The following is a 14254-nucleotide window of genomic DNA, read 5'->3' as shown; positions in this document are numbered from 1 at the left end:
CTACGCATAAAAACTACATGTAAGCACCAACCGTTTATCAATCGCATACGATATCATTTAATCGGTGTTTTTATGCGAAATTGCTCCAAAATTTTGGTTAAATTTCTGTAGTGGTTCATTGATTCCGGACACCAACGTAGGTGGTAAGATCACCACCATAAACGAGGTGTCTGATGGCCGGAAAACGACGTTCCTTTACTCCCGAGTTCAAGCGGGAAGCAGCCAGTCTGGTGCTGGATCAAGGTTACACCATCGCCCAGGCAAGTATGTCGCTGGGCGTGGGAGAAGGCGCTCTGAGGCGCTGGGTTCAACAGCTTACGGATGAGCGTGAGGGCATTATCCCGACGGGCAAGACCTTAACCCCGGAACAGCGCCGGATTCAGGAACTGGTAGCCCTCTGTAAACGCCTTGAGCAGGAGAAAGACATACTAAAAAGGCTACCGTTCTCTTGATGTCGGACGACATGAATCGTACGCGCTGATAGTCCAGTTGAGTGAGCAAATGCCTGTTGAAATGGTCTGCAATGCGCTCGATAGCAGCCGTCCCAGCTATTACGAATACCGCCAACGGCGGAGCCATATCGACGTTGAGCGTCTGGCTCTGAAGGGTCAGGTAAATCGCCTGTTTATCAAGAGCCGGAGTTCTGCCGGCAGCCGGACAATCAAAGGCATGCTCAACGACGACGGCGTGGTGATTGGTCGCTTCAAGGTCCAACGACTGATGAATGAGTTGGGACTGATCTGTAAGCAGCCAGATCCCCACGCATACAAGCAGGCCACCGTCGAACGAACGGATATCCCAAACCACCTGGCCCGTGAGTCTACGGTAGACCGACCCAATCAGGCTTGGTGCGGTGACATCACCTGCGCCTGGAGTGGCCAGCGGTGGAGCTACCTCGCGGTTGTGCTGGACCTGTATGCCCGTCGAGTTGTTGGCTGGGAACAAGCCTGGTCAACCGGAGAAAGTCATGTTCCAGTCGGACCAGGGAAGTCAGTACGCCAGCCGTCAGAGACTCTGGCGCTATCGAATGACACAAAGCATGAGCCGGCGCGGCGACTGCTGGGCTAGCGTGAGTGAATTCAGTTTAATAATTCTACGAATTCAACCAACTGCTCTATTTCAAGCTGATTTAGTTCTATGCCCTCTATCTCTGTATTCTGATTAACAGTATTAACATCTTTTTTACTGGAGTAATGACCTATGACTTCTATTAAGCTATTAAATCTACCATCATGAAAATACGGCTTCGTTTTTTCCAGATATCGTAGCGTAGGTGTTTTAAAAGCCCCTCTCAGCGGTTGATGACTATCTTTATTAATGTAATTGATAGCATCACAATCCTGTTCGACCGCATCACTGTATTTTCCCAGACAGTTAAATTCATCAAGCAGAACAGCCTGCAGGCCAAATAGTCTACCGAAATCCATATTGGACCCGCGAAATATGCCAGTGCCTATATTGTGAAAACCACCGTTAGTTAGCATTGGACCATTATGACATCGCAGGCACTGTGTTTTATCTATATTCATAAAAAGCTTCATTCCGTCAGCTGCTTTCTGTGTCACCTGTTCCAAAGCTCGACTTTCTCCTTCGTGTCTCAATACTTTTACAAATTCATCAAACTTTGTACTCGGTGGTGCCAGGGTTCTTTCAAAAGCTGCAATTGCTTTACCGATGTTTGAAAATATCCTATTGATATCATCATGAACGTGCCTTGGGAGACGGTACCATTCATTTTGATAGGCTAGAGGACCCAACGGTGAGGCTTGATCTGGCAAGTCAGCTAGAACAATATTCGATAATATGCCAAATATTTCTTTGTAAAGTTTTCGGTAATTTTCATCTTCAAAAAACGTTTTAATTACACCAACCCGACTTGTGGCCATCTCACTCGGCGCCTCAAAAGGTATCAGCGCCTGGGACCAAAGAGAGTCACGCCGGCCATCCCAATAAAACCATTGCTGGTAAGCCACACCCAGTAACGTTGGTGTATTGCGGCCAGTTCGTTCCATTCCCTGAGCAAGTGCTAAGCCGTCGCTAAATGCTTTGTCCGGTTGATGGCAACTCGCACATGATAGAGTTCCATCCAGGCTGAAACGTGAATCAAAAAAAATTGATTTACCAAGTATTGCAGCAACAGGATGATCAGCGATGCGGTTGGAAGGACTCTCTGGTACTGGGCCAAGTGCGGAAAGACTGAGCGATTCCAGGATTCGAACCTCTCTTTCGGAAAAAAAATCATCACCGCTCGCGGCAATTGACAAAAAAACCAGAAATATTCCTGAGAATGTGCGAGGGAGTATTGCAGTCATTCGTAAGGGAGACTCAAAAATCCAGCGCAAGGTTGATTCTCGCTTCGTCCTGAATATCGCCGTCACGCACACCAATCCGCAACATCCAATTTCCATGCATATTAAACAATACACCGGATATACGATACAGACCTTCCCCGAGGCGCCCACTAATACGAGGCTGCGTAGGCAATCCATGCCCATGACCAAGCATGCCACCTCCAACAAGCAGATAAACATCAGATAGGGGCATGCCGTTGCTGTCAGTAATTCGCACTATCCAGGAGTGGTACTGGTTCAGAGCAATCATTTCAGCTTCAGGACGCACCTCGACGATAAAGTAACCTGACTCCGATACAGCTCTGCAAACGGGCTCGCAGGCCCCGGCCGATGCACTCGGTACCCATATAAAACTGCATGCAAGCAGCCACACGCAAGTATTTGCGATGACCTTCCTTTGCATTGTCATCAAATCGCTCTACCTCAGTAAAAACCTGAATTTCAATTGCTCATATAAGTACTTCTGAACTCTATGTCGAACTATTGTCCACTATCTATTTCAAGCAGGAAACGTTCAATTTGTTCAGCTTCAGTCGCAGTGATACTGAGGTTTTCGTGTGCTTCAATAGCCTCCGCTATTGTTGAAGCAGACCCATTGTGAAGGTACGGTGCCGTTTTCCACAGCATGCCCAGTGTAGGTGTATCAATACCATTCAGGATATCCCCATTGCGCTGACCAGACGACAATTCTATCGTTCCAACGTCATGCAACAAGCCGCTTTCCGAATCTGTGCCTTGTGCTCCGCTATGGCATGCTACACATCCTTTTTCCTCGAAAAGCATTTGGCCGGCGGCCGCAACCGGAGATAGGCTGCCGACACTTTCAGGAGATGCCGGCCGTTTAACCAGTGATTGTACATAGGCAGCAAGAGCGTCCAGTTCAATACTGTACGTTGCTTTCGAAGGGCCTTGGGGTGTCTCAGCCCATATATAGTCCGCATTTTCCATAAGCCCGGTACCACCAGCGAGATTTCGGATCTGCGCCTCAAAATCCTGGACTTCGTCAAAGTTGCCGGACCAATGCAAAAGGCCATGCCCGACCCCCTTGCCAACCAGGCTAGGAGTGCTTCTCAGGCCTTCTCCGAAGCCTGTCATATCCCAAACCCGACCGTCATCTCCAGCATCGTTATGGCATGTTGCACAGCTCAGGTAGTTATCACGTGCAAGCCTGTCATCGGCGGCGTCGTAGAATAACTGTTTACCTAGCAGAATCTCAGGAGACAATGATTCGTTTCCGACAAGCGCGACCGTTCCCAAATCATCTGCTGTAGGCTGTCCCGAGGCAAGAATTGGCTTCAGTTCATAGTGAGAAAGGCTGCGGTCCATAAAGTTATGCACGTAAAGCCTTTCTCCATCCGGAGAGAGCGCAACACCCTGCGGAGCAAGACCGGTAGCCAGACGGGTCAGTTGGAATCCACTCTGGATGTTGTAAACCGCGATTTCCCTGCTGGTTTCTAGCGCGACAAAGATATACCGGCCATCACCACTAAACACAGCGGCACTTGCAATGCTGGCGTTGTCGTGATCGATCCTTGCGCCTGGGTTTGCAGTTCCTTCAATCAGATTGATGATGGAAGAAACCGACCTGACAGTCTGGTCGAACGTCATACCCGGACCACCCCGCAGAGCTCCACTAAGGATGTTGTCCTGTTTTGAAGGAACGACTGCCATCGTGCCATCCGGCGACATAACAGGCGCTTGCAGGTAATTCGGTATACCGGGCCCTGCGTGCTCCGATACCCCTCTACTGCTATAACCCAACATGATTGTATCGACTTGCGTCAAGGTCCCAGCATCAAGTACATAGATTTCGCCGCCCGCACTGGCCACATCAGGTGCACTGGTGCTTTCGCCCGGAATGCTCGGTGTAATAAAACTTGAAACATAAACTTTTTCACCGAGCGCATCGACTGCCAGATGCCTGGGTCGTCCAGGAATTCCAACCGTTTTAACTATTTGATCGGTCGAGGTATCCAGTTTAATTATTTCTTGACGTGCCTCGAGAACAACCAGTAATTGCTGAGATCCTGGCAGGAATACAATGCCGTGAGGCTGAGCATATGAGGGCAAGTCAACTGTCTTTAGGTTGACCTGCCCATCCAGATCAATTACGGACAGAGTGGAGTCACCTTTATTCGACACCCAAGCCTGATTGGATTCTGACGCAAGCGCAATTGCACTGGGTTGGTCTCCTACTGAAATCTCGGCCTGGAGGGTGCCATTCACAACAAGGCTGACCGAGTCATTGTCAGGATTAACCACCCATACCCGATCCCCTGCCGTGTCGGGCTCTAAGACAAGGCTGGTAGAGTTGAGGACTTTTGAAGCGGCTACTGTGTAACGAGAAGGATCATCTGGGTAAACATCTCCATTATCGCCCACTCCGTCTTCATCTGTATCAGTCCACTCAGCAGGGTCAGTAACGAACGCATCGCTGTTGTCGCCGACACCATCCAGGTCAGAGTCAACCCACTCACTCGGATCATTCGGGAAGTCATCCTCGCTATCAGGTACGCCATCTCCATCGGTATCTATCGGGTTCCCCGGATCATTTGGATAAAGATCCGCATTGTCTCCGATTCCATCGCCGTCAGTATCGATCCACTCAGATGAATCTTCAGGAAACGCATCTTCGCTGTCGACAACGCCGTCGTTGTCCATGTCAGCCAGGACATTTCGGGGCGTCAGCGTCATAACCTCCTGAGTTCCGACCTCATGACCTGAAGGGTTCCTGCCTGCAACAACAAAAAGTTCGTTCCCATACCGCACGCCCCCAGGGGCGTTACGCCCAACATTCAGGTTCGGCAAACTGCGCCAGGTATCATTTGTGATATCAAGCGCTTCTACTTCATTGTGAACCCCGAGACTACTTTCCCCGGCAGCAATAATCAGTTCCGAGCCATGCTTCATGAGCGCGATACCGCCCCTGGGTGTTGGTAGCTCGCTGCCAAGCACGCTCCAAGATGCGGTTTCAAAATCATACACGTCAATATTTTTTTCTGTATCTCCAATAGCGTTACCCAAGTCAACACTGGATCGCCGCCCGCCAACAACATAGAGCTTGTTATTAATGATCTCTGCACGATGGTGGTCTCGGGCATGCGGAGCATCTGTCAATGACGCCCAGGTCTTTTCGTTCGGATCATATACATCAAACCATGGCACCCAGCCGGCATTGTGCCCCTGTGTGTTGCCACCAACTATGTAGATCTTACCTTTATAGTTAACCGCTGCTGTCGAACCACGCCTACGGTCTTCGGGCACCAACGCCTCCTTATGCCAGGACGATGGGTTGTCAGGGTGATAGCTATATATTTCAGCCGCGCCCTGCTCGCTCGGGAATCCGCCCACGAGCCCCCCAACAACGTATATGCGCCCTCCCACCTCAACACTTTGATAATGGTGAAGTTGAATTTCTTCAAAATTTTCATCACGTGGAACACCGTGATTCTCCCAGGTGTTCGTCAACGCGTTATATTCGTTGACGCCCCGGCTACCACGACCGCCTGTCAGATAGAAGCGCTCTTTGAACGCTATGTAATCATTCTCATGGCGGGGCTGTGCTGCACCAAGAGCGGGTTCACGAATAGCCCAGTCGGAAGCTCCGCTGCCCCAACGGGTTGGATCGTCAGGGTACTCATCGCTATTATCACCCACCCCGTCCTGATCACTGTCCAGCCATTCAGTAGCGTCGTTCGGGAAGGCGTCATTCTCATTCACATAGCCATCACCGTCCCGGTCCGGATCGGCATTGTCACCCACGCCGTCACCATCTATATCGCTGCTTTCACTCGGGTCATTCGGGAAGACGTCGCCATTATCACCTACCCCATCATCGTCACTATCAAACCACTCCGTCGGGTCACCCGGGAAAGCGTCCTGGCTGTCTACAAATCCATCGCCGTCGGAATCCAGCTCAAACTGATCCCGGACAACTTGTATAGAGTAGCCCTCAGACGGAACCCCATTTTCATCAATTGCAAACATCCAATAGAATCCCGGAATCATGACGTTGGGATTTGGGTTTATATTTACCTGATAACCGCCCTCTTCAATACTAAAATCGAGTGGTATAAACCGTTGATCCGTATTGATCGAATGGGTGGTTCCCTGCAAACGAATCATATTGAATTCTGAAATGCCACCGGATGCACTGACAAGTATCGATTGGCCAGCATTTACGATGGTAGGAGCACTGTTAATCGCCGGCCTTTGAGCAGGACTGCCATCACTGGCGAACAAATAAGACGGCGAATAAAATTGTGCATCCTGATGGTTCGCATCACATAGGCCGCAAGCACCACCACCACCAGAAAACACCCGACCATCCTTCATCAAGATACCGACCGAATGGTAGTTTCTAGGGACCGTGTGACTACTGACAGTCATCCATTCTCCAGTCGACGGATCCCATATCTCCGGTTGGAGTATTGTGCCTTCATCATTGAACAGTTTAGCGGCGGTAGTTCCGCCAATTACCATAACGCGCCCATCAGGTAGCACTACGGAATTTTGGAAGGTGCGGCGGTAGTTCATCGGTATTGTTTCTTCAATAACCGGCACGGCTCCGTTCAGATCGACGGTAATCGCACGATCAGAGGATGGTATCTGCGTAGAAAGATCATTGCCGCCTGTGATCAGAATCTTACCGACGTCATACATGACGGCTGAACCAAACATCCTGGCCTGATCACCTTCGAGCCGCGATCCGACAGGCTCTACGCCCCCCAGGCCTTCCGTATCGAACCAGTGCATGGTTTCGGTCGGACCAGAGTGGAATACACGACCATTTGGCGCAACATGCATAAACCCGTACCATTGCATGTCGGTACCACCATTATTCGTAGCCTGACCATAGTTGGTGGAATTTTGTTCGTTCAGCAAGGTTGTCATTGAAGCATTACTGGTTAAAAGCCACTGTCCGGAATCGCTCGAGTACACCTCCGAGGTATCGCCCGCCCCCTGTGCAAAGGTTGTAAATACCCGATCATCCGGCAACGTCATCGTGGTGGGATACCATCTGGGAAAATTCATATTGCTCAGTGTTTCCCAGGTCATGGTTTCAATATCAAACTGATTGGTTTGAGTAGTCGAAGGATTACCACCGGCATTGAATACCGAACCATCCTCACGCAGGGCTATGCCCGAGCAGAAGAAGTTATGAGATTCATGGTCAGTATTGACAAAAGTGCCTGTAGCGGGGTCGTAGACACTGGAGACTGTTCCAACACCGTCGAAGTGCGTAGCGTCACCGCCTGACCACGTTAACAAACGACCATCCGGCAAGTTGGCGACCGAGACCGGAATTTCAGGCCATTGGACAACATCACTCCACTGGCCACCTATGTGTGGCGGGAATATCTCTGGCGGAGTCAGAACAGCGTTTATACGATCTGTAACCAGGGCAAATTGAGCTTGATCAGCATAAAATTCGTCACCATTTCCCCGAGCTGCTACCAGCTCAACCATGGCGCCTTTGGTGTTATCGAAATAAAGCAACTCCAGGTTGTGCAAACCCGAATTCAGGTATATTACACCCTGGTTGTTTGCTGGCCCGTGAGTCTTGTTGTCGTAAATGACAGTCTTCCCGTCTATGGTCAGTTTTGCACCGTCATCACTTCTGATAATGAAAGTATAATAATCAGCTTCTTCGATATGAACCTGACGTTTCGCGCTTACTGCAAAATTATCTTCAAACGCCATCATCGAATTGTTGCCGAACAATTCAACATGCTCCTGATCATCACTTAAATTAATACTCTCATGCTGCTCAATAACGCTCGGATAACTTTCTTGATTGTCGATCAGTGCTTGAGCAAGGTCGAGATTATCTACTGTTAGATCAGAGTCAACGAAAACGACATTAAACAGGTCCGAATAGAACCATTGTCCCGGATCATTCGGATAAGCATCGGCATTGTCTCCATAACCATCACCGTCGCTATCAAGCCACTCAGCCGGATCAGCCGGGAAAGCATCAATATCGTCTGAATAGCCATCGTTATCTCGGTCCGGATCGGCATTGTCACCCACACCGTCACCATCTATATCGCTGCTTTCACTGGGGTCATTCGGGAAGACGTCGGCATTATCACCTACTCCATCACCGTCAGTATCAATCCACTCGCCAGGATCCGCAGGAAAGGCGTCCTGGCTGTCGATAATACCGTCCCCGTCACTGTCTCCTTCACTGGGTGTGATACAGAACGCAGACAATTTCGGCCAATCGGAGTGAGCATTGAAAGAGAGGTCCAACACACCGTCTTGCACTCTGACCACGCGGCTTTTAATCAATGCAGTGTTACTGGCAACTTCCGCGAGGATATCAATATTTTCAAAGATGGTTACTCCTTCAGCAAGCACATCAAATACCCGGGTGCCTGGCCCGCCACTGGAAGATATACCTTGAAAATAAATTTCTGCAAAATACAGGTCGAGCCGGTAAAATCGATTTTCAGGTACCGGTACCTGATAAATGAAGCCTCGATTCCGCTCTGATTGGTATATCTCATCATCGTTGGTCAGATTTATATCAGCATTGGTCTCAAAAACTGACCCGCCAGAGTAATACGTATCGGCAAGGAACTTGACACCTAAGGCACCGTTATACTCACCACCACCAGCATTCACGCACATGATAGGTAGCTCAGTTGGCGTGGTAGGATCAGGGTCAGAGTTATCTCCAATACCATCTCCATCGGTATCGACCCACTCACTGCTGTCATCCGGAAATGCATCACTGTCATTTGGATAACCATCCCCGTCACGATCAGCGTCGACATTGTCACCAATACCGTCGCCGTCAAGGTCATAACTCATTGAGGGGTCTGTGGGGAACGCATCGGCGTTATCTCCGACACCATCACCGTCAAGGTCAGAAGACTCGGTCGGATCAGTTGGGAACGCATCCTGGCTGTCAATTACACCGTCGCCGTCCAGATCTCCTTCGCTTTCATACAAGCAAAGCCCCGACACTTTCGGGTTCTCGACCACAGGACTAAATGACAGGTTGAGAGCACCGTCCTGTACCGCGATGATGGCGTTGTGGACTAATGCTGTCTTACTTGGAACCTGTGCAAGGATGTCAAAATTATCGACTATCAGAGCGTCCTCCGCGTATACATCAAATACACGGGTGCCCGGCCCGCCGGAGGGGGAAGTGGCCTGGAAGTAGGTTTCAGCAAAATGCAGCTCTACCCTGTAGCTACCAGTGTTTGGTACAGGAATCTCATAACCAAACGACCCGTAGCGTTCAGAACGATATATCGTATCGTTATCAGTACCTTCAATTTCGTGGCTTGCAGTCCCTATATTACCGCCACTGAAATAGCTATCTTGTTCAAATAAAACGCCCCCAACCGTGGAGTAAGCCTGCCCCCCGGAGTTTAGGCACATTACTAACGCCGGATCCGGACCGTTCGGATTCACATCCGAATTATCGCCTATGCCATCACCATCACTGTCTACCCACTCTGCTGGATCGTCCGGAAACGCATCGCTACTGTTCTCATACCCATCTCCGTCTCTGTCCGGATCGCTGTTATCACCAATCCCGTCGTTATCCAGATCGCTACTCTCAGACGCATCATTTGGAAATGCATCTGCGTTGTCCCCAATCCCGTCACCATCGCTGTCCACCGATTCTGCCGGGTCTGAAGGGAAGGCGTCCGCGCTATCCAGAACGCCATCGCCATCCAAATCTCCTTCGCTGCTATAAAGACAGATGGCTGAAACCTTTGGGTTCTCTACTACAGGCAAAAAGCTTAGATTGAGTAATCCATCCTGGACGTGGACGACTTTGCTGGCTATGAGCGCAGTTTTGCCTGGAACATTCCCCAGGATATCGAAGTTATCGAAGATAATATTTCCTTCACCGGTGACATCAAACACCCTGGATCCAGCGCCACCGTCCGCGATTGTTGCTTGGTAATAGATTTCAGCGTAGTGCAGATCAACCCGATAACTACCCACCTCGGGAACAGGTATTGCATAACTGAATTGCCCATAACGCTCGGTTTGGTAAACAATATCGTCAGAAGTACCAGCGATATCATGTCCCCTGAACCCTGCAGTGCCACCGCTGTAATAGCTGTCGGGTTGGTAGGTAAAACCCTCTACCGAGGCATAGCCTTGACCACCAGCATCCAGACACATAACAAGTCCTGGATCCGGACCGTACGGGCTAACATCGGAATTATCTCCAACGCCATCACCATCGCTGTCTGCCCACTCCGTTGCATCATCCGGAAAAGCATCATTTCCGTTCAGTACACCATCACCGTCTCGGTCAACATCGGCGTTATCACCAACCCCGTCGGCGTCAAGGTCGCTCCACTCCGCTGGATCATTCGGGAACGCATCCTCCAAATCTGAATAACCATCGTTATCGGAATCGCTGTCGGCATTGTTTCCTACACCGTCACCATCCGTATCTAGCCACTCTGTCGAATCATTTGGAAACGCATCGTTACTGTTTTCATAGCCGTCTCCATCCCTGTCCGGATCGCTGTTGTCACCAATACCGTCTCCATCCAGATCTGAAACCTCGTTGGGATCAGCGGGAAAAACGTCAGCGTTGTCACCAACACCGTCACCGTCAGTGTCCGCCGATTCAGAAGGATCATTGGGGAAAGCATCCAGACTGTCTGGCACCCCATCACCGTCCATATCCCCGTCCGCTTTGTATACGCAAACACCTGATATTTTTGGGTTTTCAGCAATACTACTGAAGCCGAGATTCAGCTGCCCGTCGGCTACCGGTATCGTCTGAGTCTCAATCAAAGCAGTTTTGCTTGGCACAAGCGCCAGTATGTCGAAGTTGTCAAGCAACAGGCTGTTCTCAGCCTGTACCCGGAAAACACGCGTGCCTGGACCACCCGAATTTGTGGTTGCCTGGTAGTATATTTCTGCAAAATGCAGATCGACCCGGTAAGTGCCAACATCTGGAACAGGCATGTTATAACTGAAAGCGCCGTAACGTTCGCTACGGTAGATAGGATCGTCCTCGGTGCCCGCTATGGCGTGATTCTGATTGCCAATGTTTCCACCACTGAAATAGGCGTCAGCCTGGAAATCAACACCTTCCGCTGAGGTGTAGGCACCGCCACCGGAATTCAAACACATTACAAGGCCCGGTGGCGGTCCATAAGGCGATGCATCACTGTTGTCTCCAACACCATCACCGTCACTGTCCAACCATTCCGTAGCGTCATTCGGAAAGGCGTCATTCTCATTCAGGAATCCATCCCCATCTCGATCTACATCAGCATTGTCACCAACACCGTCGCCATCCATATCTGACGACTCTGCGGGATCGTCAGGAAACGCATCGCTGTTATCTCCAACGCCATCGCCGTCGCTGTCCTGCCACTCACTGGCATCGGACGGAAACGCATCCATGCTGTCCAAGACCCCATCGCCATCCATATCTCCTTCGCTTTCATACACACATAGCGCTGAGAGTTTGGGATTATCACTGACACCGACAAACGAAATTCGCAGTGTGCCGTCGTTCACCACCGCATGATAGGTACGGTTCAGGGCGGTAGCAGGGCCAACTGTCGCTAACAGATCAAGGTTATCATCCGCCAGTTTACCTTCGACAAAGACATCGAAAACCCGGGTGCCAGGCCCGCCCCGCGTTACAGTTGACTGAAAGTAAATCTCTGCGAAGGAAAGCTCTATCTGGTAGTTGCCCTGAGACGGGACCGGGATATTGTATTCGAAGGTCCTGTTTCGTTCTGTCTGAAACAACGCATCATCCGTGGTATCGGCAATGGAAAGCGACGTCCCAAACGTGCGTCCCCCGGAGAAAAGAGAGTCAGCAACATATTCGCGCCCATCTTGCGCTGTGTAAGCAGGGCCTCCGGAATTGATACAGATAAGAGGAGTAGATGTGGTTTCTGAGAACGCCTTGACAGGCATCAGGCTTATCAATGCCACTATACTGGTCCCAAAAACTGCACGGATGCGGTCAGAACTCATGTCAAAGACCTCCCTGCTTCTTGAATTTTCCTGCACCAAACTAGTTAACAGCAAGAATTAAACCATTCGCTAGAAATCCACAGCTTGACATTAAGTTACCGTTAGAAAGGGACGACCGAACCCCTGTTATCAAGGGTTAACTATCAAAAACGTAAAATTTCCTGACACTTTTACGCCTCCCTTTGCTCCCTTAGCCGTTGGTTATTGACCTTCTTGGTATTAGAGAAACGGACAGGTCAACAAATTCTTAATTAACTTTGGCAGGATTGCATGTTCCGATGGACTCCAGTCGAATGATGTGGGAAGGCCGCTACAAAAGTTTTAGAAACCAGGCGCTGCGAACGGTTCGGAATCGGCCTGGCTCCCGAGTTAGGAGTTATCAAGGCCACATCTGGAAACACCCGTACTCGGGAAGCCAGCAAACCGGTAGCGATTGACCTTGGCAAGCCTCAGAAAGTTCGCTTTAATATACGGAAAATTATGGCGCTATTGGGCACGCTTGGTTGAAAACTGCCGAAATTGGCTTAGTCTTTTTAGAAGAGTCATAGCTTGATCTTGAAAAACGTTTACGAGAACTTGAACTCAAGATAAAACGCTATCGTCAAAAAGGGCAATCGATGAGCTACGTAAACATTACCGATGAGGACATTAGTAGGCACTTCAAGAAAAAATATGGAGAGCCATCCACAACCGGATGGGGTCCTAAACGGCGATTCAAGTTTGGCCATACATTGGCTGGAGATTTGTACGAATGTAAAATTGATAAAATTGTCACGCCCAACACAAACTGGATCGATGTTGGAGGTGGTCATGCCTTGTTTCCGAATAACCCGAGCTTATCCCTTGAGCTAGCCAACAGGTGCAATAAGCTTATATCAGTTGATCCAAGCGAAAATGTTCTTGATAACCCTTATTGTCATGAATATTCGCAGGAAATGTTCGAGAATTTTAAAACCGATGAGATCTTCAATCTGGCCACTTTTCGCATGGTGGCCGAACATATAGAGGAGCCTGATCTCGTTATTCAAAATCTTAGATCATTGATTGCCCCCGGAGGCCTCGTTGTAATTTACACCATAAATAAGATGTCCCCAATACCTATCATTACTAGACTAACACCATTTTCTTGGCATCATAAAATAAAATCAGTTATCTGGGGCGGAGAAGAAAAGGACACTTTTCCAGTCGCATATAAGATGAATTCGAAGAAGGATCTTAACTTTCTTTTTTTAAATCATGGATTTGAGAATGTAGAGTTTAGCTATTTCGATGACACGTCAGCGACAATAAATAATAATGTATTAAATTTTATTGAAATTTGGGCTTGTTACATCCTCAATAAATTGGGAATAACGTATATTGAAAATAATATATTCGCCATTTATAAGAAAACCTAACCCGGTTTTCTCACAGTGCCTTGATGAGCGCCGCCAATGGCCGTCAGTAACGGCAAGTCACTGTTACTTGGATTGCTAACTATTTAATCTAGCTTCTGAAATCCGTGCCCCCCGCCTCCCCCTTTAAGTTGTGCCGAGCGAGCCCGGACATCCAGTCCGGAACCAGAGCAGAGAGTTCACCTTTGTAAAGATGGCTGTGTAATTCTGTGATCTGCATAGTCCTTGGCAGCGGGGTACGAATGAGAATACCAACGGCCTGCTCTGACAGTACTTTCCAAAGAGGCGCATGTTCTCCGGCCCTTCACGAAATGACCTGGATCGGTCTTAGGCGGGACTAAACAACCTCTCCCGAACAACATCGGCTTTCGCACTCCAGCCGATAAACTAGCTAAGGTGTTACGCTCACCGGTTGAGTGACCGTAATTAAGAGCAGAGGTTTCTGTATGCAGGGAGATTCCGCATGGAAAAGTCACGTTTTTCCGACAGGGTTGATGAAGTTCAAAAATTACGCCACGCGTTGGC

4 protein-coding genes and 1 pseudogene are annotated in these 14254 nt (G+C 49.3%); 2 read left to right on the top strand and 3 right to left on the bottom strand.

The annotated features are described in order from the left end of the window. Nucleotides 1–173 precede the first annotated feature (173 nt). Nucleotides 174–1063, top strand: a pseudogene (locus F6Y09_RS20505) (IS3 family transposase); the annotation flags it as partial. A gap of 16 nt (nucleotides 1064–1079) precedes the next feature. On the opposite strand, the gene F6Y09_RS07760 reads toward F6Y09_RS20505, so the two are convergent. From F6Y09_RS07760 to F6Y09_RS20500, 3 genes are all read right to left on the bottom strand, one after another. After that, nucleotides 1080–2312, bottom strand: coding sequence for a cytochrome-c peroxidase (locus F6Y09_RS07760; RefSeq protein ID WP_179959367.1), 1233 nt, complete (start codon nucleotides 2310–2312; stop codon nucleotides 1080–1082). A gap of 13 nt (nucleotides 2313–2325) precedes the next feature. Continuing rightward, nucleotides 2326–2763 carry a hypothetical protein gene (locus F6Y09_RS20345; RefSeq protein WP_218944122.1) on the bottom strand — a complete coding sequence of 146 codons (438 nt, stop codon included), beginning with the start codon at nucleotides 2761–2763 and terminating at the stop codon, nucleotides 2326–2328. A gap of 68 nt (nucleotides 2764–2831) precedes the next feature. Next, complete coding sequence (locus F6Y09_RS20500) at nucleotides 2832–12335, bottom strand: malectin domain-containing carbohydrate-binding protein (protein ID WP_152206339.1); 9504 nt, start codon at nucleotides 12333–12335, stop codon at nucleotides 2832–2834. Between the two features lie 617 nt (nucleotides 12336–12952). On the opposite strand from F6Y09_RS20500, the gene F6Y09_RS07750 reads away from it, so the two are divergent. Beyond that, on the top strand, nucleotides 12953–13732 hold the full coding sequence (locus F6Y09_RS07750; RefSeq protein WP_152206338.1) for a class I SAM-dependent methyltransferase: 780 nt from the start codon (nucleotides 12953–12955) through the stop codon (nucleotides 13730–13732). The last annotated feature ends 522 nt before the right edge of the window (nucleotides 13733–14254 follow it).

Origin of the sequence: Marinobacter changyiensis (genome assembly GCF_009193265.1) — a bacterium.
Lineage (GTDB): Bacteria > Pseudomonadota > Gammaproteobacteria > Pseudomonadales > Oleiphilaceae > Marinobacter > Marinobacter changyiensis.
The sequence above is the reverse complement of the archived record's forward strand: the minus strand, read 5'-3'. Positions and strand labels throughout refer to the sequence as shown.

Excerpts from the sequence above, each read along its gene's own strand:
- F6Y09_RS07760 (WP_179959367.1), bottom strand. The coding sequence starts at position 2,312 with ATGACTGCAATACTCCCTCGCACATTCTCAGGAATATTTCTGGTTTTT.
- F6Y09_RS20500 (WP_152206339.1), bottom strand. The coding sequence starts at position 12,335 with ATGAGTTCTGACCGCATCCGTGCAGTTTTTGGGACCAGTATAGTGGCA.
- F6Y09_RS07750 (WP_152206338.1), top strand. The coding sequence starts at position 12,953 with ATGAGCTACGTAAACATTACCGATGAGGACATTAGTAGGCACTTCAAG.